Origin of the sequence: Devosia geojensis (assembly GCF_000969415.1) — a bacterium.
Lineage (GTDB): Bacteria > Pseudomonadota > Alphaproteobacteria > Rhizobiales > Devosiaceae > Devosia > Devosia geojensis.
The window spans coordinates 1-25,916 of sequence record NZ_JZEX01000127.1; the positions used below are offsets into that span (position 1 = coordinate 1).

Below are 25,916 nucleotides of genomic sequence, written 5' to 3' on the forward strand. Positions count from 1 at the left end.
CCCCCGACCCCTCCCCTCAAGGGGGAGGGGAGCCAGCGCCCAACCCATTGATCTGCTGCGAGTATAAAAACTTATCCCCGCACCCTCGTACCTGCCCCATACTTCCTCTCGCACCCCGCCGTTGCACACGCGGCATGGACGAGATGTCGGGCGGGGGCGTTGGGGCAGCCGGGTCGCCGGCGGGCAGGGTGTCTGTTACGGACCGGCGGATCATCAGCATCCGCATGCTTCGTGTACGGCTCACAAATCCCGGCGTGTGGGGCGGCGATTGCCTCCCATCTAAAATTATCAAGGAGGCGAAAGCCGCCCCGCATTCGTGTGTCCGAAAGGACAAGAACCGCAGGACCAGCGTCCGGGCGGAGAATCGGCGTGCCTGAAAGGATGGTTAGAACCGCAGGCCGGTCAGCACCATGGAGAGGTCCCCGGCATTGGTGCCCACGACCGCGCGGTAGGGGATGAAGTAGCCGGTCTCGCCCAAGGGCGCGTACCAGAGGAGGATGCGGCTCTCCTCGGCGAGGTAGGTCGTGATGTCGGAATTGGTGAAGTGCCCGGAAATGGGCGTATAGCGCAGCGTGCAGAGCACCACCGGGCCCTGGTAGCCGGTGCGCGGGGACGTGGCCTCGTCGGTCGCGCCGAACGACATGGAAAGGTCGAACCGCTCGAGGCCGGTGAAGATGCGCATGCGGCGCTGGCACACGTCCGGGCCGAGCGCGCCGCCCTTGACGAGGAAGGCGGCCATCATGTCGTTGACACCGGTCAGGTGGCTGCGCTCGATCGGCACGCGCTCGAAGTCGTCGACGGGCGGGTTGACGCGGAAGGCCGAGACGTTGCGGCCGCGATAGGAGATGTCGATGTTGAACTCTTCGCCGCCGGCGCGGGTTTCGAGGTCGAACTCCTCGGCGGTGAGGGCCGGGGCTGTCGCCTGCCCGCTCGAGCTGGCGCTGGCCGTGCCGCTGGTGACCAGGTTGCCGAGCCCGGCGACGCTCGCCGAAAGATCGAGATTGTAGCGGCGCCCGTCGTCGGTGAGGCCCACCTCGACATTGGCGATGTTGATGCCGCCGAGCGTGATCACGTAGCTCGCCCGCGCATCGACCTGGGCAAGCGCCGCCCCGGCGGCCAGGGTGAGGAACCCGAGGCTCAAGAGGCTGCGGGCGAGGCGGCGGCTGGTGGGCAAGCGCTTGAACAAGGCGTCGGACTCTCTTTGGCGCAGGCAGCGCGCAACGGGTGCGCGAATCAGCCTTTTCGACGAGGTTACGGCAGAAAGCGGCATTTACAAGCCGGCGGGCATGCGCGAAAACGGCAGCGCGCTTGACGGGACACGCGCTTTTCTTTATCTACCCGCCAGATTTCAAGGACACCTTCGGCCCGCTGCGGGGCTCACCCCGCCGGCAGGGCCGTTTTGCTAGAACAAGGACACCACCAAATGGCACGGCGCTGCGAACTGACCGGCAAGGGCGTTATGACCGGCAACACCGTCAGCCACGCGGTCAACAAGACCCGTCGTCGGTTTCTGCCCAACCTCGTCAACGTGACCCTTCTTTCCGACGCGCTCAACCGTCCGGTCAAGCTGCGCGTCTCGGCCGCCGCGCTGCGCTCGGTCGAGCATCGCGGCGGGCTCGACGCGTTCCTCCTGAAGCAGGACGATGCGGACCTTTCCCCGCTCGCCCTCGGCATCAAGAAGGAAGTGCGCGCAGTTCTCGCTTCCTAAAAGAAGCGGATACGGCAGATTTCGACCGCGCGGTCCCATGGGCCGCGCGGTTTTTTGTTTTGAAGCCGAACCCGCGGTACACCGGAAGCCGTGCAGCAACGGGATGTCGCCAATGGGATGGGACGCACTCGCACAGTGGGGTGAAGACGTCGTTCGCATCGAACGGCTCGCCGGCGGCGTTGCCAACGATGTGTGGAGCGTGCGCATCGGCGGGCGGCTCGCGGTCGCTCGCCTGGGCCGGAGGAGCGACGCTGATCTCGCATGGGAGACCGGGGTCCTCCAGCATCTCGACCGTCAAGGCCTGACCGTGCCGGTATCGATTCCGACGAGGGACGGCCGGCTGTTCGCGGACGGCCTGGTGGTGATGGAATACATGGCGGGCGGACCGCCCGAGACGCAGGCCGACTGGCGGCGCGTCGCAGATACGCTGCGTGAAGTGCACCGGTTGACGCAGGGCTGGCCGCAGCGTCCGGGCTGGCGGTCGTCGACCGACCTCCTCCACGCCGAGACCGGGACGCGGATCGACCTTAACGCCATGCCGCCCGAGGGGGTCGCGCGGTGCCGGGCCGCGTGGGCGCGGATCGCCGGACGTCAAACCTGCGTCGTCCACGGCAACCCCGGCAATCCCGGCAACATCCGCGTGAGCGCAGACGGGATCGCGCTGATCGACTGGGATGAAGCGCATGTCGACGTCCCCGACCTCGACCTGGTGCTGCCGCACAACGCCGCCGGTCTCGAGGGCGAGGCATACGACACCGCCGCGCAGGCATCGGCCGCGTGGGAAGCCGCCGTCTGCTGGAAGGACGATTATGCGGTGAGGCGCCTCGCCGAAGTCCGGGCGGTCTGAGCGGCGGCGCGAAACGGGCGCATTCCTCTTGTGGGAAGGCCGGCAGGGTAGTATTCCCCTGCAACCGCGGAACACCCGCGTCCAACTCCGCCCCGGTCCGATGCCGGCCAGCGGCTTACTAGAGGTGCATTCTGATGCTTGCTCGTTTCCTAGCGGCGGTCGCCGCCATGGTGGTCGTGGTCGCTGCGTCCAATGTCCTGGTTCTCTATCCGCTGCAGGCCCGTCTCGGCTCGATCAACCTTGCCGATCTCCTCACCTGGGGCGCCTTCACGTTCCCGTTCGCCTTCCTCATCACCGACCTCACCAACCGCTATGACGGCCCGCGCAATGCGCGGCTCGTGGTGCTGGTGGGTTTTGCCGTGGGTCTCGCGGTCTCGCTGTACCTCAGCTACAACCCGTTGCCCTGGAACCCCGAGGGCGGCCCCGCCACCACGCAGCGCATCGCGCTGGCTTCGGTCACGGCGTTCGTCATCGGCCAGTTGCTCGATATCGCCATCTTCTCGCGCCTGCGCGCCAGCCGGGCCTGGTACCTGCCGCCGCTGGCGGGCTCGCTCTTCGGCTCGCTGATCGATACCACCATCTTCTTTTCGATCGCCTTCGCGCCGGCGCTCGCCGGCATCGATGCGGCCTTCGGGCTCGCGGACGGGTCGCTCGGCTTTCCCGCGCCCTGGCTCGGCGTCGGTCCCGAAGTGCCGCTCTGGTTCTCGCTGGCCTCGGGCGATTTCATGGTCAAGTTCCTGGCCGCGCTGGTGCTTCTTGCGCCCTATCGCGTGCTGATGGGCAGGATCATGCCCCTGCCGCCGCTGGGCCTGCGCGCGGTCTGACAACTCAGCGTGGCAGCGCGAATTCCAGCAGGATGTTGCGCTGCCAGGTGCTGAAATTGTCGTCCGAGACGAGGACGATGCGGGTCTCGCCGCCGGGCGTCTCATGGACGGCGATGCCCTCCATGTTGTCGATGTCGCCGCCGACGACGCGCAGCAGCTCCTCGCCGCGCATGGTGTTGTCCGGGCGCACCTCCCCCGCCGGCACGCGGATGAGCGCCATGATGAAGCTCAGCATCGCCGTGCCGCGCTCGAGCACCAGCAGGTCCCCGTCGGGCAGGAACACGCAGTCGGTGGGGTAGAGCCCGGACGATCCGCGATAGGAAACCGGACCCCGGTCGCGGTTGCCGAGGAGCCATCCGGCATGGTCGCCGGCATCGTCGTAGACGCCTTCGGTCAGGATCAGCGTCGAGCCGGCGATGGGCGAGGCGGGCGGGGCGATGCAGACAGATTCGATCGACCGGTTGGTGCGCCGCTGCGAGAGCCAGTCGGGGATCGGCACCTCGCGCGCCGCGCCCCCCGGCCTGCCGTTGGTCAGGGCGAAATCGGCGACGCGCGTCAGGTTCTCGAAGCCGACGCGCACGCCCACCGCCTCCCCGTCGCGATGGATGACGTCGAGGGCCTCGGCGTCGCTCGAGAAACGGTTGGGCAGCGGCTCGCCCTTGGAGTTGCGGATGGGTTCGATCTCGACGCCGGTGAGGGCCAGCGGCCGGTCGGCATCGTCGTAGACGAGCCGGCCGGAGGCGAACCGGCCACGGTCGGAGACCAGGACGAGATGCTGGTCGGGACTGACGAAGGCGACGCCGGAAAAGCCGCCGAAGGCGTCGTCGGGGCTGTCCATCTCGATGCCGCCGCGCCAGGTGAGGCCGCCGACGCGTTCACCGGGCGAAGCCCCCTGGAAGGTGACGATCTGGCGCGACTGCACCGGGATCTCGACCGCCTCAGCGCCGCCGACGGCGATGGTCGCGAGGAGAAGGCCGGCGAGCGGCCATCCCCGCATCGCCGTCAAAGCCGGCTCCGGCGGCCGTAGCCAGGGGGCGGCTCGTCGAAGAGGGCGGCAAGCTCGTCGGTCAGCGCCCCGGCCAGTTCCTCGGCGTCGAGGAGCGTCACCGCGCGCCGGTAGTAGCGCGTCACGTCGTGGCCGATGCCGACCGCGACGAGCTCGATGGGCGAGCGCGTCTCGATCTCCTCGATCACCTGGCGCAGGTGCGCCTCGAGGTAGTTGCCGGCGTTGACCGACTGGGTCGAGTCGTCGACCGGCGCGCCGTCGGAGATGACCATCAGGATGCGCCGGTTCTCGGGCCTGGCCATCAGGCGCTTTTCGGCCCACTGCAGCGCCTCGCCGTCGATGTTCTCCTTGAGGAGCCCCTCGCGCATCATCAGGCCGAGGTTGCGCCGGGCGTGGCGCCACGGCTCGTCGGCGGCCTTGTAGATGATGTGGCGGATGTCGTTGACGCGGCCGGGGTTGGCCGGGCGGTTGGCCTCGAGCCAAGCCTCGCGGCTCTTGCCGCCCTTCCAGGCGCGGGTGGTGAAGCCGAGGATCTCGACCTTGACGCCGCAGCGCTCCAGCGTGCGCGCGAGGATGTCGCCGCAGATGGCGGCGATGGTGATCGGGCGCCCGCGCATGGAGCCGGAATTGTCGATGAGGAGCGTCACCACCGTGTCGCGGAAATCGGTGTCGTTCTCTACCTTGAAGGAAAGGGCGGCGAGGGGATCGATGATGACGCGGGTGAGCCGCGCGGTATCGAGCAGGCCCTCCTCGAGGTCGAAGGTCCACGAGCGGTTCTGCTTGGCCATCAGGCGCCGCTGCAGCTTGTTGGCGAGGCGCGCGACGGCGCCCGCCAGGTTCTCGAGCTGCTTGTCGAGAAGGCCGCGCAGCTGGTCGAGCTCGTCGGGCGGGCAGAGCTCGTTGGCCTTGACCACCTCGTCGAACTTGGTGGTGAAGACCTTGTAGACGAACTGGTTGGTGCCGCGTTCGCCGCCGTCCTTGGCGGGCGGGGGCATCGGGGCATCCTCGCCGGCCTCGGCGGCGGCGTCCTCGTCGACATCGGCCATGTCGGCTTCCATGCCCTCGACGTCGCCGGTCTCCTGGCTTTCGCCCGAGGCATCGTCCTGGTCGGCGTCCTGGCTCTCGTTTTCGCCCTGGCCTTCCTCGGGGGCTTCGTCCGAGCCCTGAGCCTGGTCCGGCTGCTGGTCGTCGCTGTCGCCGTCCTCGCCCTCCTCGTTGTCGTCGAAATCGCTGTCGGGCACGAGGTTGAGGTCGCGCAGCAGCGCCTTGGCGGCCCTGGCGAACTCGTCCTGGTCCTCGAAGCGGGTGAGGAGGGTTTCGAGGGAAGCCTGCGCCTTGCCCTCGACTTCGCTGCGCCAGAGATCGACGAGCGCATGGCCGGAGGGCGGTACGGGCACGCCCGCCAGCCTTTCGCGCAGCATCAGCCCCAGCGCCTCGGCGATGGGCGCGTCGCCCTTGTCGGAGATCTCGGCCATGTTGGCGCGGAAGAGCCGGTCCTCCAGCATCTCGCCGATATTGCCGGTCATGCCGGGCATGCGGATGCAGCCCAGCGCCTCGACGCGGGCCTGCTCGAGCGCATCGAAGGCGGCGCGCGCTTCCGGATCGGCGGGCGCGCGGCGGCGGTGGGTCTCGGGGTCGTGGCTCGCCAGACGCATGGCCATGGCGTCGCCCTGGCCGCGGGCGATCGCGATGTCGCGCCGGGTCGGCAGGCGCGGCAGGTTGGCGAGCCGCGCCTTGTCGCCGGTCAGCAGCGGCCGGTCGGCGGTGAACGACACCTCGAGCTCGCTCTTGCCGCCGACCGCGCGCACCGTCGCGCCCACGGCGCTCTTGAACGCCTGGGTGGTGTCGGGCTTGTTGGCTTTGCTGCGCGGAGGCTGGGCCATGCTGTGCGGTCCGGGGCTTTAGGAGTTTTCAGGCGCGGGACGCGCTGCCACAAGCAGCAGCATCGGCCGCACGATTTCGTCGGCAAGGCCGGGATGGGCGGCGAGGTCGGCTTCGCTCGGGCTCCACTCGTCCATGGCGTCGACGGCAAAGCCGGCGGCGATGAGGCTCGTCACCACGCTCGAAAGCTTGCGGTGGTATTTGACGATCCCCTCGACCACCCAGTTGGTCACCCGCTCGCCTTCGCGCGCATAGTCGCAAAGGGCAAAGACCCGCTTGCCGCTGGCGTCGGTCATCCATTCCGGCTCGGCGCGGGCGGCAAAGATCGGGTGCTCCATGGAAAAGACGAAGCGGCCATCGGATGCCAGCGACCGGCGCACCTTGCGGCAGAAGGCGTCGAAATCGGCGAGGTAATGGACGGCAAGCGAGGAATAGACGAGGTCGTAGGCGTTCGCCTCCGGCTCATAGGTCTCGAGGTCCGCCTCGACATAGCGGATCGGCAGGCCGGGTCCGCGTTCCTCGGCCGACGCGATCATGTTGCGCGACAGGTCGACGCCGGTGACCTCGGACGCGCCTTCCTCCACCGCCCAGCGGCAGAACGCACCGAACCCGCTGCCGAGGTCAAGCACGCTCCTGCCCCTGATCGGCGGCAGCATGGCCTTCAGCGCCGGCCATTCGGGCGCGCCGGCCAGCCCCTCGCGCGAGCGAGGAAACTGGCTGTAGCCTTCGAAGAAGGTCTCATCGTCGTAGATGTTCTGGGCCATGGAATACCTACCCTTTGAAGCTGGGCAAGGCCCCTTCACCCGGCCCTGCGGGCCGACCTCTCCCCCAAGGGAGAGGTATCCGGGACATCGCCGCCCGCCTCACCTCTCCCTTCGGGGAAGAGGTCGCCGCGTGAGCGGCGGGTGAGGGGGCTTTTTGGCTGCTAAGCCGTCACTGCCAGATTGGCGGAGCTTTCCGGCAGGTCTTCCCCGAAGACGCGCTGGTAGAACTCGGCCACCACCGGGCGCTCGAGCTCGTCGCACTTGTTGAGGAAGGTCAGGCGGAAGGCGAAGCCGATGTCCCCGAAGATCTCGGCGTTCTCGGCCCAGGTGATGACGGTGCGCGGGCTCATCACGGTCGAGAGATCGCCGTTGATGAAGGCCGAGCGGGTGAGGTCGGCCATGCGCACCATGTTGGAGACGGTCTTCTTGCCCTTCTCGGTCGCCGCGTAGCTCTTGGCCTTGGCCAGGACAATTCCGACTTCCTTGTCGTGCGCCAGGTAGTTGAGCGTGACGACGAGGCTCCAGCGGTCCATCTGGCCCTGGTTGATCTGCTGCGTGCCGTGGTAGAGGCCCGAGGTGTCGCCGAGACCGATGGTGTTGGTGGTCGAGAACAGGCGGAACGCCGGGTGCGGGGTGATGACGCGGTTCTGGTCGAGGAGCGTCAGGCGTCCGGCGACCTCCAGCACGCGCTGGATGACGAACATCACGTCCGGACGTCCCGCATCGTACTCGTCGAAGACGAGCGCGATGTTGTTCTGCACCGCCCAGGGCAGGATCCCGTCGCGGAACTCGGTCACCTGCTGGCCGTCCTTGAGGACGATCGCGTCCTTGCCGACGAGGTCGATACGGCTGACGTGGCTGTCGAGGTTGACGCGCACGAGCGGCCAGTTGAGGCGGGCCGCGACCTGCTCGACGTGGGTGGATTTGCCGGTGCCGTGGTAGCCCTGCACCATCACGCGGCGGTTGAACGCGAAGCCGGCGAGAATGGCGAGCGTGGTGTTGCGGTCGAAGAGGTAGTCGGGATCGACCGGCGGCACGTGCTCGCTGGGAGTCGCATAGCCCGGCACGACCATGTCGGTGTCGATGCCGAAGAGATCCCGGGCCTTGAACTGGGTGTCCGGCAGGTTGGCGAATTCAGTCATATCGGCAGGCTCTTGAAAGGAAAAAGGCGGCGGGTCTTGGTCAATACAGCCGCGCTCTATAGCAGCATTGCGGGGGAGGGGGTAGCGCCAAGCGCAAGATAAGCGGCAGGCCTATCGGGTGACGAACCCGGCTTTCTTCAGGTGCGAATAGGCGGCGATGATGGCGCGCAGGCGCTCCTCGGAGGCCTTGTCGCCGCCATTGGCGTCGGGGTGGTGCACCTTGACCAGGCTCTTGTAGGCGGCCTTGATCTCGTCGGACTTGGCCGAGCGGGTGAAGCCGAGGGTTTCGAGCGCGCGCCGGTCCGGCTCGTTCATCGGGCGGGCGGCACGCTCGCTTGGCTCGGTCTTGCCCTGCCGCCAGCGATAGCGCGCGAAGACCCCGAACGGGTCGCCGAAGCGCTCGCCCGGGCGCATGCCGGCGGTGCGGGCCGTGCGCGAGTAGCGCATGCTGGCCTCTCCGGTGGCAAAGCTCGAACGCGTTTCGGCCTTGGGCGGGGCGTGCAGCGCCTCCTCTAGCTCGTCGCGGCTCATGCCGGCAAAGAAGTTGAAGGCCGTGTTGTAGTGGCGCACGTGCTCGAGGCAGAAATGATGGTACTCGCCCTCGGCGCGGTGGCCCTTGGGCGCGCGATAGAGTCCGGGCTGCTCGCAGCCCTCCCAGGCGCAGGCGGGCGTTTCCACCCGCGGCTTCTCCTCGCGCCGGGGGCGGATGCGGATCGCATCGAAGAGCTTGGATTCGAGCTTCATAGCGCCTAGTTACAATCCGGTTTCGTTCAATCCAAACAACAGAATTCGGGCCTATCATGACCGTACGCGACATCATCGTCGAAAAGCTTAACCGGCGCTTCGAGCCCGAGCATCTCGAGGTCATCGATGAGTCGATGAAGCATTTCGGCCACGCCGGCTGGCGCGAGGGTGGGGAAACCCACTTCCGTGTCAGAATCGCGACCCGCCATTTTGCGGGTTCGAGCCGCGTTGCGCAACACCGCGAGGTGATGGAAACGCTCGATGCCGAGCTGAAGGACCGCGTGCACGCCCTCGCGATCGAGGTTTTGCCGCCGGACGGGCCGTTCGGGGGGCGAGATCGGGTGTGAGCCGTGACCCTCAAGATCGTCAGACGATTGCTTCCCAAATGGGGTACCACCTATGGTCCGGTTGGTGAAGGACCATTTGCGGCAATCCTTGTTCTCCATGGCTCGGAAGGTGGATGGTCCGGCTGGAGCCACCAGTTCGCGACGCTCCTTGCCGCCCACGGTTTCCTTGCATTTCCATTCTCCTATTCGCGAGACGGGAATGCCTGGAACGCTGGCAGTATAAGAGATGTGCCGCTGGACCGGACAGTTCAAGTCCTGAAGGCTCTGCGTGCTTTCGAGTACGCCGGTCCTAAGGTCGGTATTCTCGGATTCTCGCGTGGCGCCGAGCATGCCTTGCTCGTGGCAACGCTGATGGCCGCCGAGCGAATGGATGGACAACCCGACGCCATCGCCGCCCATGCGGCCCCCGATGTCGTCTGCGGCGCATTCGACTCCCGACGCTGGCGCGACAAGGGCGATCCGGGCTGGCAGAGTTGGGATGCGGCCGAGCGCGCATGGACATGGCGCGGATCCTCGGAGGAGTTGAAGCCAACGACGCAAATCGCTGTGGAGAGGATCACAGCGCCGATTTTCCTCAGCCATGGCATTGCGGACGACGTCTGGTCCGTCGAAATGACGCGGCGCCTGCAAGCCCGACTGCTGGCGGCAGGGCGGGCGCCGCAGGTGCACTATTTCGAAGGTCAGCGGCACATGTTTGACAGTGCCGGCCAGAATGACCTCAATGAACGGCTGATCGGGTTCTTTGGTGAGGAACTGGGTTGATGGCAGGCGAACAGCATATTGATGCTGCGCATCAGGCCAAGGTCGAAGCGCTACGCGCGGCTATCCAGGTCGGTATCAACGATATGGAGGCGGGGCGATACAAGGAGTTCGAGAGCTTCGAGGAGCTAAGACGTTACCTTGTGAGGAGGACGAACCAAACGCTTCGGCGATGGAAATCGTCCCGGGAGAAGTGAGAGACTCAAGCCCCCCGCATCTCCTCCAGAAACTCTGCCACCTTCCCCGGCTCGACGTTCTTCTCGATGAACGCCCTACCGATGCCGCGGGTGAGGATGAAGGTCAGCGCGCCGCGCTCGACTTTCTTGTCCTGGGCAATGGCGGTCATCAGCGCGTCGGTCGGGGCGAGGTCGCCGGGGATGTCGGCAAGGCGGGTCGGCAGGCCCGCGGCCTTGAGGTGCGCGCCGATGCGGCCGGTGTCCTGCGAGGGCGCAAGGCCGAGTTTTGCCGAGAAGGCGTGGGCGAGCATCATGCCGATGGCAACGCCCTCGCCGTGCAGCAGCCGGTCGGAAAAGCCGGTTACTTTCTCCAGCGCATGGCCGAAGGTGTGGCCGAGGTTGAGGAGGGCGCGCACGCCCGTCTCCTTCTCGTCGGCGAGGACAAACCGGGTCTTGGCCGCGCATGCCCGGGCGATCGCCTCGGCGCGGGCCGGGCCGCCGGAAAAGATCTCGGCGCGGTTTTCCTCGAGCCAGAAGAAATAGGCCTCGTCGTCGATGAGCCCGTATTTGACCACTTCCGCGTAGCCGGCCGCGAACTGGCGGGGGGCGAGGGTGTCGAGCGCGGAGAGGTCGGCGAGCACCAGCCTTGGCTGGTGGAAGGCGCCGACGAGGTTCTTGCCGTGCGGGGAATTGATGCCGGTCTTGCCGCCGACCGAGGAATCGACCTGCGCCAGGAGGCTCGTCGGCACCTGCACGAAGTCCATGCCGCGCCGGGCGATCGCGGCGGCAAAGCCGGCGAGGTCGCCGATGACGCCGCCGCCGAGCGCAATGACGAGGTCGCGCCGCTCGAGCCGGGCGGCGAGCAGGCCTTCGACCACGGTCTGCAGGTTCGCCCAGGACTTGGTGCCTTCGCCCGCCGGCAGCACGATCTCGCTGTGATCGATCCCCGCCGCGTCGAGCGCGGCGAGGAGGCGCGGCAGTTGCGCCTTGGCCACCGTCTCGTCGGTGACGATGCCGAAGCGGCGGCCGGGAAAGCGTCCTTTCAGGATCGCGCCCGCCTCGTCGAGGAGGCGCGGTCCGATGAGGATATCGTAGGCGCGTTCGCCCAGCGGCACATGGACAGTGATGGGGTCAGCGGACATCGGCGCTCGCCTGGCTCTGGCTGGAAAGATGGGCGGCGACCGCCTCGATGAGGTCGCTCGCGACCGTGTCGTGCGGCACGTCGCGCGAGACGACGGTCACGTCCGCCTGGCCGTAGATGGGATAACGCACCTCTATCAGGTCCTTGAGCGTCTGGCGCGGGTTGGCGGTCTTCAGAAGCGGCCGGTTGGAGCGGCGCGAGACGCGCGAAAACAAGAGCTCGAAATCGGCCTTGATCCACACCGAAACCGCCACCGACTTGATGAGGGCCCGGGTCTCCTCGTTGACGAACGCGCCGCCGCCCGTCGCCAGCACGATATCCTCATCCTTGAGGATGCGCGCAATCACCCGCGTCTCGCCCGAGCGGAACTCGGCCTCGCCCAGTTCCTCGAACATTTCGGGGATGGTCATCTGCGCGGCTTTCTCGATCTCCTCGTCGCTGTCGAGGAATTGCCGGCCGAGCCGGGCGGCGAGGCGCCGGCCGACGGTCGTCTTGCCGGCGCCCATCATGCCGACCAGCACCAGCGGGCGGCCATTGAGCAGGCGCGCCAACTCGCCCGCGCGCCTTGTCCGCTCCGCTTCCTTGCCGCGTGTCACGTTCGCCACTCGGTCACCTGCGCGCCGGCCTTCCGGTTTTTCGCAAATCTTTCATGGCCGGTATCAAGCCGCCGGGCGGCGGCTTGTCAAGCAGCGGCAGGGGCCGGGCGGGTAAAGGCGAAGACGGCGCTTGCGGCCGTCGGCCGCGGACTGCCGAAATCGGGCACCTCATATTCGGCGATGCGCCGCAGCCGCGCGTGGGGCAGGTGGGCCCGTTCCGGATCGCCGACCAGCACGTCCATTTTCGCATCCAGGCACCGGTCGAGGAAGGCGGTCACGCGCTGCGCGAGGTCGGGGGCGTAGAAGAGGTCGCCGACGAGGACGATGTCGACATCGGGCGGTTCACCCTGCGTCAGGTCTTTACCCGTCACGTCGATGGTGATCCCGTTCGCCGCCGCGTTGAGGGGAATGGCGGCGAGCCCGTTGCGGTCGATCTCCGCGGCCACCGCGCTTTTTGCGCCCGCCTTCACAGCCGCGATGGCCACGAGCCCGGAGCCTGCGCCGAGGTCCAGCACGCGCTTGCCCGCGACGATTTCGGGCTGGTCGAGAAGGTATCGCGCCAGCACCAGCCCGCCGGCCCAGGGATAGGCCCAGTACGGCGGCTCGCCGGCGCCGCCCTCGCCGAGGAGCCGCGAGAGCCGGCTGCCGGGGCGCGCGACATGGAGCCGGATGCCGCCAAGGTCCGGCAGTTCCGTCAGCGGCAGGTTGGCGGCGATGAAGGCGGCAGGGTCGGGGAAGGCGCGTCTATCCATTGCGCGCGACCCTAGTCCTTCGCCCGCTCACGCGCCAGCGAGCAGGCTTGATCCCTTCGCCTTCACCCGCCAATGTCGGCGCCTCACGAGATGGAAACCATTTCGTTGCTAGATTGCCCGCACTTTTAGCCAGTAGCCAGCCGCACGCGAGCCATGCCGACCCTCATCCGCCTCATCATCGCGCTCCTCTTTATTGCCGGGCTCGTCTATGGCGGCATGGTGGCGCTGGTCGCGTTCGTCGAGCCGACACAGAAGGAGGTGCGCGTGCGCATCCCGACGCGCGACCTGCTCAACGAGCCGGCGACGAACGAGCCGGCGGGCCTGCCGGACCTCGCCCCCAATGTGGGCGAGGGCGCGAACCGGCCGTGAGAGCATTGTGAGCGGGCGCGAGCTGCATCTCGTCGAAGCGTTCCTCGAAATGATGAGCGCCGAACGGGGCGCGGCGCGCAACACCATCGAGGCCTACCGGCGCGACCTCACCGACTATGCCGGATTCCTCGCCCGCAAGGGCACGCGGCTTTCGCTGGCCGGCCGCGAGGAGGTGGCCGCGTACTTGGCCGCGCTCGAGGCCGAGGGGCTCGCCGCCTCCTCGAGCGCGCGCCGGCTCTCGGCGGTGCGCCAGTTCCACAAGTTCCTCGCCGCCGACGGCATCAGGGGGGACGATCCGACCCGCATCGTCTCCTCGCCCAAGGCGCGGCGCAACCTGCCCAAGGTGCTCTCGCACCAGGAGGTCGACAAGCTGCTGGCCCTCGCCGAGGCGGAGGCCAATACGCCGGACGCCACCGATGCCCGCCGGCGCGCGGCGCTACGGCTCTACGTCCTGCTGGAGCTCGCCTATGCGACGGGCATGCGCGTTTCGGAGCTCGTCGGCTTGAAGCGCGCGGCGGTGATGCGGGACGCGAGTTTCCTGACCATCACCGGCAAGGGCGGCAAGCAGCGGATCGTGCCGATCAACGACCGGGCGCGCGACGCGGTGCGCGCCTATGTCGGAACGCTCCCGCCCGGAGCCTACCTCTTTCCCGCCAACGGGGAGGACGGGCACCTTGCCCGCCAGATCTTCGGGCGCGACCTCAAGGGGCTCGCCGGCCGCGCGGGAATCGCGCCCGAGCGGGTCACGCCGCACGTCCTGCGCCATGCGTTCGCCAGCCACCTGCTCGCCGGCGGGGCGGATTTGCGCGTCGTGCAGACGCTGCTCGGCCATGCCGATATCGCCACGACGCAGATCTACACCCACATCGTCGACGAGAAGCTGCGCGAGCTCGTCGAGACGCACCATCCGCTCGCGGACGGCTGACGCGCAGCGTTTTCTCCCCACCCGCGTTAACCGCGAACCTTGACTTGCTGTTGCCGGATCGCCACTTTCCGGCCACTTTAAAGCGCTTCTAGCAGCGCCAGATGACGTCCCCCAACGGGCAGGTGGAATGCAGTCCTATCTCGATTTCGAAAAGCCGGTCGCGGACCTCGAGGGCAAGATCGCGGAGCTGAAGTCCCTTGCCTCGACCGACCAGGCCGTCTCGATCGACGAGGAGGTCTCGCGCCTCTCGGCCCGCGCCGAGGAAGCGCTCACCGACATCTACCGCAAGCTGACGCCCTGGCAGCGCACGCAGGTCGCGCGCCATCCGCAGCGCCCGCATTTTTCCGACTACGCCAAGGCTCTCCTGACCGAATGGACGCCCTTGGCCGGCGACCGCAAGTTCGCCGAGGATTCCGCCGTCCAGGCCGGCTTTGCGCGTTTCAACGGGCAGCCGGTCGCGATCCTCGGCCAGGAGAAGGGCAATTCCACCGAGACGCGCCTCAAGCACAATTTCGGCATGGCGCGCCCGGAAGGCTACCGCAAGGCCGTGCGCATCATGGACATGGCCGACCGCTTCAACATTCCCTTGATCTCCTTCGTCGATACGGCGGGCGCCTATCCCGGGATCGGGGCCGAGGAGCGCGGCCAGGCCGAGGCCATCGCCCGCTCGACGGAAAAATGCCTCGAGCTCGGGGTGCCCAACCTTGCCATCATCATCGGCGAGGGCGGCTCGGGCGGGGCGATCGCCATCGCCACGGCCAACCGCGTGCTGATGCTCGAGAACGCCATCTATTCGGTGATCTCGCCGGAAGCGGGCGCCTCGATCCTCTGGCGCGACGCCGGCAAGGCGCAGGACGCGGCCAACAACATGAAGATCACCGCGCCCGACCTTCTCTCCTTCGGCGTCATCGACGCCGTCATCCCCGAACCCGCGGGCGGCGCGCACCGGCACGCCGTCGAGGTGATGGACGCCACGGCCAAGGCCATCACCCAGTTCCTCAGGGACTTCGAGGGCCACGGGCGCCTCGAGCTGCGCGAGCACCGGCGCGAGAAGTTCCTCGCCATCGGGCAGAGCCTGGGCTGAACCCCCTCATCCGGCGCTGCGCGCCACCTTCTCCCACAAGGGGAGAAGGGAGGGGTGACCTGTTGTCCGCCTTCCGGCCGGGGATCGATTGCGTTCTGGAGGTGCGAGTTATGCGCCTTCCCTTCTCCCCTTGTGGGAGAAGGTGGATCGCGCTTGCAAAGCGCGAGACGGATGAGGGGGCTTCCCTCACGCCATCGTGAAGCCGCGCGCCCCGTCTTCCGGGCCTCCGCCGGCCGTGTTAAGCATCCGCTAACCGTGGGTTATTACGGTCCCGTAACCAACCGGGCAGTAGGGTAAAGAAACTCGAAACTTGTCCGGCCGGTTTTCCCTTGCATTCGTCTCTTCTGCGCAAAATCTCCTCGGCGGTGGTCCTCATCTGGGTTGCACTGTCGCTCGCGGCCTGCGGCGGGTTCGTCGCCGGCGACAACCGTCACAACGTGCCGCTTTCCGGCGCCATGCACGCGGCCTTGAAGAGCATCGGCTCGGCGCCGGGCGAGGCGATGCTGGTGCGCATCTTCAAGCAGGAGCGCCAGCTCGAGGTGTGGAAGCGCCAGACGGCGACCGGCCAGTTCCGGCTGTTGAAGACCTATGAGATCTGCGCCTATTCGGGCGATATCGGCCCCAAGTTCGTCGAGGGCGACCGGCAGGCGCCGGAGGGGTTCTACACGATCACCCCGGGCCTGATGAACCCGAAGTCCAACTACCACCTGGCGTTCAACACCGGCTTTCCCAACAAATACGACCGGGCCTACGGGCGCACCGGCACCAACCTGATGGTGCACGGCGACTGCTCGTCGAGCGGGTGCTATGCGATGACGGATGCGGGCATTGCCGAGATCTATGCGCTGGCGCGCGAGACCTTCAAGGGCGGCAACCAGAGCTTCCAGCTGCAGATCTTCCCGTTCAAGATGACGGCGCAGAACATTGCCGCCAACCATGACAGCCAGCACATGGGCTTCTGGAAGAACATCAAGGAAGGTCACGACCTCTTCGAGATCGAGAAGACGCCGCCCTCCTGGGACGTCTGCCAGCGCCAGTATGTCTTCAACGTGCGCGCGAACGGGGCGCTCGATGCGCTCGGGCCCTGCCCGCCGATCAGCCGCTCGGCCGCGCTCACCGCCAAGATGCAGGCCGACGAGATGAAGGTCGCCGATATCCTGGCCGGGCGCGAGAAGGCGGAGGCGGAGCGCATCGCGGTCGCCCAGCGGGGCGAGGCGATCAACACGGCCGTCACCGGTTTCTTCGGCGGCATCGGCAACATCTTCGGGAGCGGCAAGGACGCCGATATCGTGCCGGTCATCTCGGGCAAGCCCGCCCCGCTTCCTATGCCGCGCTTGAACCGGGGCTGAAAGCTCACCATCATTCCGGCAAAGTCCGGTAGCAAGGGTGGCGCCGACCGCGTTCCGCTCGGAACGCGGGGGCCCATGAGCGCGGAGGGCGTATCGCTTGCAGGATCAGTGGGCCATCGGTGGCGTCAGCCGGGACGATGACGCGGAGCCGCGCGGCGCGCCGCCACCCGAGGCGCCGCCCCCGGCGCCCGCCCGCCTGCCGCTCTCGGCGCGCCTCTTCGTCTTCGTCGTCGGGCTCGTCGCGATCGCGGCCATTGCCGCGGCCGGATGGGTCTATACCGAGACGCAGCGCGACATGCGCGGCCTTGCCGCCGACATCGCCCAGATCAAGCTGAGCCTCGAACTGTTCGGACGCCAGCAGGCGTCGGCCGGCCCGGCGCCCGCCGCGGCCCCGGCCACGGATGCCGGCGCGCTCGAGGCGATCGAGAACCGGCTCGCCATCCTCGAGGAGAGCTGGCGCCAGGCTCCGGCGGCGCCGGCAGCCCCCGCCGCATCGGCTGCCGACAGCGCCTCGACCCTTGCCGCCTCCGGCGACTGCATGCCGCTCGACACACGCTTCCTCGTCACCGCCGGCGACAACTATCCCGTGTGCGGCACGCAGAGCGCGATCGAGATCGAGGAGGTCGGCGAGAACGCCGTCGTCTTTGCCGGCAGCGATCCCATCGTCGTCGGCGGCTCGATGGCCCTGCCGGAGACGAGCTGCATCGTCGCGGTCCTTTCGGCCAACGCCGACGGGATGTCGGGTTATGGGGAAGTGCGGGTGTCGTGCTGAGCGGCCGGCGCCGCCATGCGGCCTCATCTCATCCGGGTAGGCCATCTTCGTCGTAAAGGAAGTCCTGGCTGCGGGCGGCGTCCGGCCCGGTTTTCCCGCGCTGAACTGCTCTTCCGGCTATTCTAGCCATCACAGCTCGCTTTTGCGCGGCGGTTGGGATCGGCCGGGTCGGTTCCCACGGCTCGGGAACCAGGCGGACGACTGGACGTCCGCGCCGCGTTAGCACGATCTCTTCGCCTGCCTCGACTCGGCGCACGAGTTCATTGAGATGTGCTCTGGCCTTGGTCAGGGAAACGTTCATGCGGTTGCGCTCCCTCGCATCAGGTAACGCTATCCCATCCCTCTCCCGTCTTGTCCACTCCGCGATGTCACCCCGACGAAAGTCGGGGCCCATCCTGAGATGCTGCACCAGCCGCAAGGTGTGTGAACGGGGCGGGCGCTCCTTCAGTGCAGGTGGATAACGTCGGGGTTGGGTCCCGGCTTCCGCCGGGATGACGGTCGGTGGGTGAATACGACGGTGGCACAAGCATCACGTCCGTTACAGGTAACGCCTGCGCGCTCCCAGCGCCGAGCCCCTTCCGTCCTCCCCGAAAAGGGGGCCGGATGCCCCTGTTCCCGTCAAAACATGACAGAGTCTAGTACGCCCCGTGGCAGTGCTTGAACTTCTTGCCCGAGCCGCAGGGGCAGGGGGCGTTGCGGGGCACGCCGACGAGAAGCTTGGGGTCGATGGGGCGCAGAGCCTCGGCGACGCCTGCTCCGGCGGCCGCCGCCCCGAGGCGCTGCGGCGCTGCGGCGCGGGCTTCCTCGTCCGGCTCGTTCTCGCCGGTCAGCGGATCGATATGCACCTCGCGCAGCTTCGAGAGGTCCGGGGTCGGCGGCGGGGGCGGGGCGCGGAACTGCAGCTCGATATAGGAGAGCTGGGTCGTCACGTGCTCGTGGAGGCTGACGAGCAGCGACTGGAAGAGCTCGTAGGCCTCTTGCTTGTATTCGTTGAGCGGATCGCGCTGGGCGACGCCGCGCCAGCCGACCACCTTGGAGAGGTGATCCAGGGTGACGAGGTGCTCGCGCCAGAGGCTGTCGATCGACTGCAGCAGCACCTGCTTTTCCACCTGGCGCATGATGGTCGGGTTGGACTGGCCGGACTCTTCCATCGCCTTGAGGGTGCGGGCTTCCTTTTCGGCCATGAACTCGTCGGAGGCCAGGCGCAGCCGCTCCTCGACGATTTCCTGGTCGATGCCCTCCTCCTCGAACCATTCCTTTATCGGCAGGGTCAGGTTGAGGTGGGTCTTGGCCGCTGCCGCCAGCCCTTCGGCGTCCCACTGCTCGGGGTAGGAACGCGGCGGAATGGCCTTGGCGACGATGCTCTCGACCACGTCGTGGCGCATGTCGCGCACCGTGTCGCTGACGTCCTCGGCGTCCATGAACTCCAGACGCTGCTCGAAGATCGCCTTGCGCTGATCGTTCATCACGTCGTCGTATTTGAGGATGTTCTTGCGGATGTCGAAGTTGCGCGCCTCGACCTTGCCCTGGGCGCGTTCGATCGCCTTGGTGACCCACGGATGGGTGATGCTCTCGCCTTCCTCGAGGCCGAGGCGGGCGAGCATGGTGTCCATGGACTCGACCGGGAAGATGCGCATCAGGTCGTCTTGCAAGGACAGGAAGAACTTGGAATGGCCCGGGTCGCCCTGGCGCCCGGAGCGGCCGCGCAGCTGGTTGTCGATGCGCCGGCTCTCGTGGCGCTCGGTGCCGATGACCATGAGGCCGCCGGCGGCCAGCGCCTTTTCCTTGTCGCGCGCGATCTGCTCCTTGATCTGCACGATCTTCTTGTCGCGCGCCTCGCCCTCGAGGCCCTCGGTCTCGCGCTCGATGCGCATGTCGAGGTTGCCGCCCAGCTGGATGTCGGTGCCGCGGCCGGCCATGTTGGTGGCGATGGTGATGGCGCCCGGCACGCCGGCGTCGGCCACGATATGGGCCTCCTGCTCGTGGTAGCGCGCGTTCAGCACCTTCATCTCGCCGACGTTCTTTTTACGCAGCAGCTCGGCCAGCATCTCGGACTTCTCGATCGAGGTGGTGCCGACGAGCACGGGCTGGCCGCGCTCCTGGCAGTCCTTGATGAGGTCGGCGATGGCGTCGAACTTCTCGGCGGCCGTGCGGTAGATGGCGTCGTCCTCGTCGAGGCGGGCGACGGGCAGGTTGGTGGGGATCGTCACGACCTCCAGCCCATAGATGTCGCCGAACTCCTCGGCCTCGGTCGCCGCGGTGCCGGTCATGCCGGCGAGCTTTTGGTAGAGGCGGAAGTAGTTCTGGAAGGTGATCGAGGCCAGCGTCTGGTTCTCGGGCTGGATCTTGACGTGTTCCTTGGCCTCGAGCGCCTGATGCAGCCCTTCCGAATAGCGCCGGCCCGGCATCATGCGGCCGGTGAACTCGTCGATGATCACCACTTCGTCGTTGCGGACGATGTAGTCCTTGTCCCTGGAAAAGAGCTTGTGGGCGCGCAGCGCCGAGTTGAGATGGTGGACGAGCGCCACGTTCTCGACGTCGTAGAGCGACTCGCCCTTCAGGAGCCCGTCGGCGGCGAGGCGCTCCTCGAGCTTCTCGATGCCCTGATCGGTGAAGGTGGCGGCGCGATGCTTCTCGTCGACCTCGAAGTCGCCTTCGCCGACGATGGGCATCAGCGCGTCGATCTTCTGGTAGAGCTCGGAGCGGTCCTCGGTCGGGCCCGAGATGATGAGCGGAGTGCGCGCCTCGTCGATGAGGATGGAGTCCACCTCGTCGACGATGGCGTAGGCGTGGCCGCGCTGGACCATCTGGGCACGACCGTACTTCATGTTGTCGCGCAGATAGTCGAAGCCGTATTCGTTGTTGGTGCCGTAGGTGATGTCGCAGGCGTAGGCGGCCTTGCGCTCGGCATCGGAAAGGCCGTGGACGATGATGCCGGTGGTCATGCCGAGGAATTCGTAGATGCGGCCCATCCAGCCGGCGTCGCGCCGGGCGAGGTAGTCGTTGACCGTCACCACGTGCACGCCCTTGCCGGTCAGCGCGTTGAGGTAGACGGCGAGGGTCGCGACCAGCGTCTTGCCTTCACCGGTGCGCATCTCGGCGATGGAGCGGTCATTGAGGACCATGCCGCCGATGAGCTGCACGTCGAAGTGGCGCATGCCGAGCGTGCGCTTACTTGCCTCGCGCACGGTGGCGAAGGCCGGCACGATCAAATCTTCGAGCTTCACGCCCTTGGCGAGCTGCTCGCGGAACTGACCGGTCCTTGCGCGCAGCTCCTCGTCGCTCAGTTTTTCCAGTTCCGGCTCGAGGGCGTTGATCTCGCGCACCCTGCCGGCGAACTTCTTGACGACGCGATCGGACGAAGACCCGAAGATCGCCCGGGCGAGTGCTGCTAGAGCCATGAAAACTTGTCCTTTTTCATCTATCACCGCGCTCGGCGTGGCCGAAATGTCCGGGCCTTGAGGCGCTCGGGCAAAGGAGGGCCCTTTGGATGGCTGCATGACCTCGGCGGAAAGCGGTGCGGCGCCGGCCGATCATGCCTTACGAAAAGCGCCGAAGATGTAAGAGTGCGCCCCTGGCTTGTCAACGCCGCCGAAATGGGCCACACCAGCGCGGCCCAGGCGGCAGGCGGGCATATTTTGGCCCTGTTGTCGTGACAGGGGCAGGACCTGAGCGGGCCCGCAGGCCCCGAAAGCCGTTGTTGAGGAGAGCCGGCCCGGCAAGGGCCGCCCGTCGTCTCCGGCGCCCCATCCGCGCCGGCCAAGGAGAAGTTCATGTTCATCGCTCACAAGCGTTTCGCGCCCCTCGCCGGCGCGCTGGCCATCGCGCTCATGGGAGCGGCCGTCGCGCCGGTTGTCCTGGCGCAGGATGCCGCCCCCGCCGGGGAGCAGCCGGCCGAAGCGGCTGAAGCCGCGCCCCAGGTCGATCCGGCCGCGGTCGTTGCCACCGTCAACGGGGTCGAGGTCACCGAGGCGGACCTGACGTTCGCCGCCGAGGACCTGTCGCAGGAGCTGCAGCAGATGCCGGCCGAGGAGCGCCGCGCGTTCCTCCTGCGCGTCCTCATCGACATGAAGGTCATGGCCGGGGCCGCGCGCGAGCAGGGCATGGCCGAGACCCCGCTCTTCCAGCAGCGCCTCGCCTATCTCGAGGACCGGGCGCTGCGCCGCGACTACTTCGCCGAGACCATCGCCCAGAAGGTCACGCCCGAAGCGGTGCAGGCGCTCTATGACCAGTTCATCGCCGACTTCGAGCCGCAGGAGGAGATCCGCGCCCGCCATATCCTCGTCGAGACCGAGGAAGAGGCCAATGAAGTCAAGGCCGAGATCGACGGCGGCGCCGATTTCGCCACCGTTGCCGGCGAGAAATCCATCGATCCGGGCGCGGCCAATGGCGGCGACCTCGGATTCTTCCGCCGCGGCATGATGGTGGGCGAGTTCGAAAACGCCGCCTTCGCGCTGACCGAGGTCGGCCAGGTTTCCGATCCCGTGCAGTCGCAGTTCGGCTGGCACATCATCAAGCTCGAGGAGCGCCGCGAGGCGAGCCCACCCTCGATCGACCAGGTCCGCCCGCAACTCCAGCAGCAGGTGCTGATGCAGGCCTTCGACGAGACGGTCGATGAGCTGATGAACGCGGCGAGCGTCGAGATCCCCGATCCGGACCTCGCCGCCGCCGTCGAGGCCCAGCAGGCCCTCGAGGACGAGGCCGCCGCCCGCGCCGAAGCGGAAGCCGCCGGCGAAGCGGCTCCGGCCGAGGAAGCGCCGGCGCAGCAGTAGGGCCGTCGGCTCCCCTCTCCCTTGAGGGCAGGGGGCAGGAGTAGGTGGGGTGATCGGTAGTTCACCGATGCTACCCCACTCTCCGATGTCATCCCGGCGGAAGCCGGGACCCAGTAAACGACGCCGCTGATGCTTTTGCCATGACGGGTTTGAACAGCTCCCGCGCACGAGCTTCCACGTCGGTGTGTACTGGATCCCGGCTTTCGCCGGGATGACACCGCGTGGGCGGAGCCTCTAGCTTTTCTTTATCTGCAGCCCCCGCACCACCTGCCGGGCGATCCGCGCCGCCTCCGCGCGGTCGAGGTCGAGCCGGTCGGTCAGCAGCCGGTGCCAGGCGAAGGCGGAGAGCATTTCGGCGGCAAGCAGCGGATCGGTGTCGGGCGCGATCTCGCCGCGCGCGATCGCCCGCTCGAAGAGGGCGCCGGTCTGGTGTCGCCGCGCGGCGGCGTATTCGCGCAGCTTTTCCGCCGTGGCCCCATCGCGCTGCGCCTCGGCGACGATCTGGCGGAAGACCTGGCCCGCTCCGCCGCGCCAATAACCGATCAGCCGCTCGATGAAGAGCGTCACGTCCTCCTCGAGGGCGCCGGTGTCGGCATGGATCACCGCCGGCTTCTGGCGGTGATAGATGTCGAGCAGCAGCGTGCCGCGACTCGGCCACCAGCGATAGATCGTCGGCTTGCCGGCGCGGGCGCGCCGCGCGACGGCTTCGATCGAAAAGGCCGCCGGCCCGTCCTCGATGAGGAGCGCCTCGGCGGCGTCGAGGATCGCCTCCTGCGTCGCCGGGTTGCGGCGCGCGCCGATCGAGCGGCGGCGTTCGTCGATTTCGGGTTCAGTCATGCGACATAGATAGCGCAGCCATGCGCATAACAAAAGCACTTGAACGAAACGGGTCGTTTCGATATATAACGACACGTTCCGTTCCTATTGGAGACCCGTCATGCAACCCTCCCTTGCATCCCGCCTGCGCCTTGCCCTGCTCCTGGTGCTCGGCGTCTATCCCCTCATCACGCTCTATCTCTATGCGATCTTTCCGCTGACCGACGGCTGGCAGCTCTGGCAGCGCACCCTGGTGCTGGTGCCGCTGATGGTCCTTTCCATCGTCTTCGGCCTCATGCCCTTCATCCAGAAGCGGTTCGGCGGCTTCATCGCCGGGCGCAGCTCCGCACCCGCCTCGGGCCCGAGCGCGCAGCCGGCCGAGTAGGGACAAAGCCTCTATCGGGCACTCGACGTCCCTCCCCCTCCACGGGTCATCCCCGCGAAAGCGGGGACCTCGGTTGCGGCAGCCGGTAAAGGGAAACGGAGGTTCCCGCTTCGCGGGAATGACCCGGTGGAAGAACTCTGAAACTGTTCTTCGGGCGACGATCCTCCAGACCTTGCGGACGGGCGGGCTTTGAGGCACACCGGAGGCCGGTTTAAGTCCCTCAAGGTGCTCTCATGGCCCACCCCGTCTCGCCCCTGGCGCCCAAGTCCTATCCCGAGCTCGCCGCCATCGCCGGCGTCTCCTTCGCCACCGCCGAGGCGGGCATCAAGTACAAGAACCGCACCGACGTGCTGCTCGTCTCCTTCGAGCCCGGGACGACAGTCGCGGGCGTCCTCACCCGCTCCAAGTGCTCCTCGGCCGCCGTCGACTGGTGCCGGAAGAACCTCTCCGCCGGCACGGCGCGCGCCCTCGTCGTCAATTCGGGCAACGCCAACGCCTTCACCGGGGTCAAGGGCCGCGAAAGCGTCAGGCTCACCGCCGACATCGCCGCCAAGGCGGTGGGTTGCGCCCCGTCCGAAATCTTCCTCGCCTCGACCGGCGTCATCGGCGAGCCGCTCGATGCCGGCAAGTTCGCCGGCGTGCTCGATCAGATGGCCACGCGCCTTGCCGATGCTCCCTGGATGGAGCCGGCCAGGGCGATCATGACCACCGACACCTTCCCCAAGCTCGCCGGCGCCACCGCCGAGATCGACGGGGTCACCGTCTCCATTTCCGGCATCGCCAAGGGCTCGGGCATGATCGCCCCCGACATGGCCACCATGCTCTCCTTCGTCTTCACCGACGCGCCTCTCGCCGCCCCGGTCCTCCAGGCGCTGCTCGCCCGACACGTGAAGACGAGCTTCAATGCCATCACCGTCGACAGCGACACCTCGACCTCCGATACCCTCCTCGCCTTCGCCACGGGCAAGGCCGACGGCATCGAGCCGATCACCGACATTGCCGACCCGCGCGCCGAAATCGTCGGCGCCGCGCTTGCCGACGTGCTCTTCGATCTCGCCATCCAGGTGGTGCGCGATGGCGAGGGAGCAACCAAGCAGGTGACGGTCACCGTCGAGGGCGCCGTCTCCGACGAGAGCGCCTTCCGCATCGCCAAGTCCATCGCCGACTCGCCGCTCGTCAAGACGGCCATCGCCGGTGAGGACGCCAACTGGGGCCGCGTCGTCATGGCCGTCGGCAAGGCCGGCGAGCCCGCCGACCGCGATAAGCTCTCCATCCGTTTCGGCGACATTCTCGTCGCCCGGGACGGCGAGCGCGCCGGCAGCTACGACGAGGCGGCGACCAGCGCCTACATGAGAGGCGAGGAGCTGGAGCTGACCGTCGGCCTCGGGCTCGGTGAGGGCCGGGCGACGGTCTACACCTGCGACCTCACCCACGGCTACATCACCATCAACGGCGACTACCGGAGCTGACGATGGTTCCGCCCGATGCCCTGACCTTCGAGCGTGCCGGCCTTGCAGCCTGGCCCGGCATCGAAGTCGAGTGGGACGGCGCCTGGGTGCGGCGCGCGTCAAACGGCTACACCAAGCGCGCCAATTCCCTGCAGTGCTTCGATCCGGCCGACGGCTCCGACGCCGAGGCGCGGCTCGAGGCTGGCGCCGCCTGGTTCCGGGAGCGCGGGCTTACGCCGGTGGTGCGCACCACGCCCCTCGCCAGTCCCGCGCTCAATGCCGCCCTCGATGCGGCCGGCTGGCGGACGATCGACGCCAGTCATCTCTACGCCATGCCGCTCGGCGAGCACGAGGCGGATTCGGAGGGCAAACTCTACGCGCTGCTCGATCCCGAGTTCCTCGCCGCCCAGCAGGCCCTGCAAGGCCATCCGGACGAGCTGATGGCGCGCATGCGCGCGCTGCTGTCCGTCATGGCGGTGCCGGCCGCCGGCATCGTCGTCTACCGCGAGGGGCAGCCGGCCGCGTCCGGCCTCATGGCCATCGGCGACGGCATCGTCGTCACCGGCAACGTCATCACCCACAAGGCCCGCCGGCGGCAGGGCCTCGGCGCGGCCATGATGCGCACCGGCCTTGCCTGGGCCAAACGCGAGGGGGCGACCGTCGCGGCGCTCAACGTCCAGGCCGACAACGACGCCGGCAAGGCGCTTTACCGCTCGCTCGGCTACGCCCACCAGTACGACTACCTCTACCGCATCCCCGGAGACGCCGCATGAGCGACAAGCCCATCCTCCTCGTCGTCGCCTGCGCTCTCGTCGATGCCGACCGGCGCGTGCTGATCGCCCAGCGGCCGCAGGGCAAGCAGCTCGCCGGCCTCTGGGAATTCCCCGGCGGCAAGCTCGAGCCCGGCGAGACGCCGGAAGATGCGCTGATCCGCGAGCTCGAGGAGGAGCTCGGCGTCTCGACCAGGACCGCGTGCCTTGCCCCGGTGACCTTCGCCAGCCACACCTATGAGAGCTTCCATCTCCTGATGCCGCTCTATGCCTGCCGCAAATGGCAGGGCAATCCCGAACCGCGCGAACACGCCGCCCTCAAATGGGTCCGCCCGCAGGCGCTGCGCGACTACCCCATGCCGCCCGCCGACGAGCCGCTGATCGCCGCGCTGTGCGATTTGTTGTAGGGCTTCGGGGCACTTAAGCGCCACACCCACCGGCCGTCATCCCGGCGAAGGGCTGAATCCTGCCACGAGCACGATCGGCCTCCCTCCCCCTTGAGGGAGGGATTGAGGGTGGGGGTGGGTCGGTGAGCCGCC

28 protein-coding genes are annotated in these 25,916 nt (G+C 67.6%); 16 read left to right on the forward strand and 12 right to left on the reverse strand.

What is annotated here, in order from left to right; genetic code table 11:
- Window positions 1–385: 385 nt before the first annotated feature.
- Entirely contained in the window at window positions 386–1,186 is an 801-nt protein-coding gene (locus VE25_RS15385) for a DUF3108 domain-containing protein (RefSeq protein WP_046109534.1), read from the reverse strand.
- Window positions 1,187–1,423: 237 nt separating this feature from the next.
- On the opposite strand from VE25_RS15385, the gene rpmB reads away from it, so the two are divergent.
- The 3 genes from rpmB to VE25_RS15400 all read left to right on the forward strand — a co-directional run bounded on the left by rpmB (window position 1,424) and on the right by VE25_RS15400 (window position 3,379).
- Window positions 1,424–1,708: a 50S ribosomal protein L28 gene (rpmB, locus tag VE25_RS15390; protein ID WP_046109535.1), complete on the forward strand. Its 285-nt coding sequence runs from the start codon at window positions 1,424–1,426 to the stop codon at window positions 1,706–1,708.
- Between the two features lie 112 nt (window positions 1,709–1,820).
- On the forward strand, window positions 1,821–2,555 hold the full coding sequence (locus VE25_RS15395; protein WP_046109536.1) for a phosphotransferase enzyme family protein: 735 nt from the start codon (window positions 1,821–1,823) through the stop codon (window positions 2,553–2,555).
- A gap of 134 nt (window positions 2,556–2,689) precedes the next feature.
- A complete protein-coding gene (locus tag VE25_RS15400) occupies window positions 2,690–3,379 on the forward strand; it encodes a queuosine precursor transporter (protein WP_046109537.1) in 690 nt (229 codons plus the stop codon).
- Between the two features lie 4 nt (window positions 3,380–3,383).
- Here VE25_RS15400 and VE25_RS15405 read toward each other — a convergent pair whose 3' ends face one another.
- The 5 genes from VE25_RS15405 to VE25_RS15425 all read right to left on the reverse strand — a co-directional run bounded on the left by VE25_RS15405 (window position 3,384) and on the right by VE25_RS15425 (window position 8,916).
- A complete protein-coding gene (locus tag VE25_RS15405) occupies window positions 3,384–4,376 on the reverse strand; it encodes an esterase-like activity of phytase family protein (RefSeq protein WP_244466952.1) in 993 nt (330 codons plus the stop codon).
- Between the two features lie 5 nt (window positions 4,377–4,381).
- On the reverse strand, window positions 4,382–6,268 hold the full coding sequence (gene cobT, locus VE25_RS15410; protein WP_046109539.1) for a cobaltochelatase subunit CobT: 1,887 nt from the start codon (window positions 6,266–6,268) through the stop codon (window positions 4,382–4,384).
- Between the two features lie 18 nt (window positions 6,269–6,286).
- The gene (locus VE25_RS15415; RefSeq protein ID WP_046109540.1) at window positions 6,287–7,030 is read right to left on the reverse strand and encodes a class I SAM-dependent methyltransferase; all 744 of its coding nucleotides are present in this window, start codon (window positions 7,028–7,030) and stop codon (window positions 6,287–6,289) included.
- A 161-nt stretch (window positions 7,031–7,191) separates the two neighbouring features.
- Window positions 7,192–8,172 carry a cobaltochelatase subunit CobS gene (cobS, locus tag VE25_RS15420; protein WP_046109541.1) on the reverse strand — a complete coding sequence of 327 codons (981 nt, stop codon included), beginning with the start codon at window positions 8,170–8,172 and terminating at the stop codon, window positions 7,192–7,194.
- Window positions 8,173–8,283: 111 nt separating this feature from the next.
- Window positions 8,284–8,916, reverse strand: a complete 633-nt coding sequence (locus VE25_RS15425; RefSeq protein WP_046109542.1) for a DnaJ domain-containing protein — start codon at window positions 8,914–8,916, stop codon at window positions 8,284–8,286.
- Between the two features lie 56 nt (window positions 8,917–8,972).
- Between VE25_RS15425 and VE25_RS15430 the strand changes: the two genes are divergently transcribed.
- Genes VE25_RS15430 through VE25_RS15440 form a run of 3 tightly spaced genes read left to right on the forward strand, consistent with a single transcriptional unit; the run spans window position 8,973 to window position 10,219 of the window.
- Window positions 8,973–9,263, forward strand: coding sequence for a BolA family protein (locus VE25_RS15430; protein ID WP_046109543.1), 291 nt, complete (start codon window positions 8,973–8,975; stop codon window positions 9,261–9,263).
- 3 nt (window positions 9,264–9,266) lie between these two features.
- A complete protein-coding gene (locus VE25_RS15435; RefSeq protein ID WP_046109544.1) occupies window positions 9,267–10,025 on the forward strand; it encodes an alpha/beta hydrolase family protein in 759 nt (252 codons plus the stop codon).
- Window positions 10,025–10,219, forward strand: a complete 195-nt coding sequence (locus tag VE25_RS15440) for a hypothetical protein (RefSeq protein ID WP_046109545.1) — start codon at window positions 10,025–10,027, stop codon at window positions 10,217–10,219. Before VE25_RS15435 ends, VE25_RS15440 begins: the two co-directional genes overlap by 1 nt.
- Before the next feature lie 5 nt (window positions 10,220–10,224).
- On the opposite strand, the gene aroB is transcribed toward VE25_RS15440, so the two are convergent.
- From aroB to VE25_RS15455, 3 genes are all read right to left on the reverse strand, one after another.
- Window positions 10,225–11,340, reverse strand: a complete 1,116-nt coding sequence (gene aroB, locus VE25_RS15445) for a 3-dehydroquinate synthase (RefSeq protein WP_046109546.1) — start codon at window positions 11,338–11,340, stop codon at window positions 10,225–10,227.
- Window positions 11,330–11,944: a shikimate kinase gene (locus VE25_RS15450; protein ID WP_244466950.1), complete on the reverse strand. Its 615-nt coding sequence runs from the start codon at window positions 11,942–11,944 to the stop codon at window positions 11,330–11,332. Before VE25_RS15450 ends, aroB begins: the two co-directional genes overlap by 11 nt.
- A gap of 77 nt (window positions 11,945–12,021) precedes the next feature.
- Window positions 12,022–12,687, reverse strand: a complete 666-nt coding sequence (locus VE25_RS15455; protein ID WP_046109548.1) for a class I SAM-dependent methyltransferase — start codon at window positions 12,685–12,687, stop codon at window positions 12,022–12,024.
- Between the two features lie 153 nt (window positions 12,688–12,840).
- Between VE25_RS15455 and VE25_RS15460 the strand changes: the two genes are divergently transcribed.
- The 5 genes from VE25_RS15460 (at window position 12,841) to VE25_RS15480 (ending at window position 17,186) form a co-directional block, all read left to right on the forward strand.
- The gene (locus VE25_RS15460; RefSeq protein WP_244466951.1) at window positions 12,841–13,056 is read left to right on the forward strand and encodes a histidine kinase; all 216 of its coding nucleotides are present in this window, start codon (window positions 12,841–12,843) and stop codon (window positions 13,054–13,056) included.
- Window positions 13,028–13,981, forward strand: coding sequence for a site-specific tyrosine recombinase XerD (locus tag VE25_RS15465; protein WP_046109549.1), 954 nt, complete (start codon window positions 13,028–13,030; stop codon window positions 13,979–13,981). The genes VE25_RS15460 and VE25_RS15465 overlap by 29 nt, the downstream gene beginning before the upstream one ends.
- Window positions 13,982–14,108: 127 nt before the next feature.
- Window positions 14,109–15,065, forward strand: coding sequence for an acetyl-CoA carboxylase carboxyltransferase subunit alpha (locus tag VE25_RS15470; protein WP_046109550.1), 957 nt, complete (start codon window positions 14,109–14,111; stop codon window positions 15,063–15,065).
- A gap of 329 nt (window positions 15,066–15,394) precedes the next feature.
- On the forward strand, window positions 15,395–16,414 hold the full coding sequence (locus VE25_RS23185; protein WP_201776100.1) for a L,D-transpeptidase family protein: 1,020 nt from the start codon (window positions 15,395–15,397) through the stop codon (window positions 16,412–16,414).
- A 97-nt stretch (window positions 16,415–16,511) separates the two neighbouring features.
- Window positions 16,512–17,186 carry a hypothetical protein gene (locus VE25_RS15480; protein WP_046109551.1) on the forward strand — a complete coding sequence of 225 codons (675 nt, stop codon included), beginning with the start codon at window positions 16,512–16,514 and terminating at the stop codon, window positions 17,184–17,186.
- Window positions 17,187–17,214: 28 nt separating this feature from the next.
- Here the strand turns inward: VE25_RS15480 and VE25_RS22425 are convergent, their stop codons facing one another.
- Both VE25_RS22425 and secA read right to left on the reverse strand, forming a co-directional pair.
- Window positions 17,215–17,580, reverse strand: coding sequence for a type II toxin-antitoxin system Phd/YefM family antitoxin (locus tag VE25_RS22425; RefSeq protein WP_342019155.1), 366 nt, complete (start codon window positions 17,578–17,580; stop codon window positions 17,215–17,217).
- A 241-nt stretch (window positions 17,581–17,821) separates the two neighbouring features.
- Window positions 17,822–20,587 carry a preprotein translocase subunit SecA gene (gene secA / locus VE25_RS15485; protein WP_046109552.1) on the reverse strand — a complete coding sequence of 922 codons (2,766 nt, stop codon included), beginning with the start codon at window positions 20,585–20,587 and terminating at the stop codon, window positions 17,822–17,824.
- Between the two features lie 372 nt (window positions 20,588–20,959).
- Between secA and VE25_RS15490 the strand changes: the two genes are divergently transcribed.
- Window positions 20,960–21,958 carry a peptidylprolyl isomerase gene (locus VE25_RS15490; protein ID WP_046109553.1) on the forward strand — a complete coding sequence of 333 codons (999 nt, stop codon included), beginning with the start codon at window positions 20,960–20,962 and terminating at the stop codon, window positions 21,956–21,958.
- A gap of 234 nt (window positions 21,959–22,192) precedes the next feature.
- Here VE25_RS15490 and VE25_RS15495 read toward each other — a convergent pair whose 3' ends face one another.
- Complete coding sequence (locus VE25_RS15495; RefSeq protein ID WP_046109554.1) at window positions 22,193–22,795, reverse strand: TetR/AcrR family transcriptional regulator; 603 nt, start codon at window positions 22,793–22,795, stop codon at window positions 22,193–22,195.
- A gap of 100 nt (window positions 22,796–22,895) precedes the next feature.
- Between VE25_RS15495 and VE25_RS15500 the strand changes: the two genes are divergently transcribed.
- The 4 genes from VE25_RS15500 to VE25_RS15515 all read left to right on the forward strand — a co-directional run bounded on the left by VE25_RS15500 (window position 22,896) and on the right by VE25_RS15515 (window position 25,784).
- The gene (locus tag VE25_RS15500) at window positions 22,896–23,159 is read left to right on the forward strand and encodes a putative antibiotic biosynthesis monooxygenase (RefSeq protein WP_046109555.1); all 264 of its coding nucleotides are present in this window, start codon (window positions 22,896–22,898) and stop codon (window positions 23,157–23,159) included.
- Window positions 23,160–23,392: 233 nt separating this feature from the next.
- Window positions 23,393–24,628, forward strand: coding sequence for a bifunctional glutamate N-acetyltransferase/amino-acid acetyltransferase ArgJ (argJ, locus tag VE25_RS15505; RefSeq protein ID WP_046109556.1), 1,236 nt, complete (start codon window positions 23,393–23,395; stop codon window positions 24,626–24,628).
- A gap of 2 nt (window positions 24,629–24,630) precedes the next feature.
- Complete coding sequence (locus VE25_RS15510; protein ID WP_046109557.1) at window positions 24,631–25,380, forward strand: GNAT family N-acetyltransferase; 750 nt, start codon at window positions 24,631–24,633, stop codon at window positions 25,378–25,380.
- Window positions 25,377–25,784 (forward strand): (deoxy)nucleoside triphosphate pyrophosphohydrolase, encoded by a 408-nt coding sequence (locus VE25_RS15515; protein WP_046109558.1) that lies wholly within the window; start codon window positions 25,377–25,379, stop codon window positions 25,782–25,784. Before VE25_RS15510 ends, VE25_RS15515 begins: the two co-directional genes overlap by 4 nt.
- The last annotated feature ends 132 nt before the right edge of the window (window positions 25,785–25,916 follow it).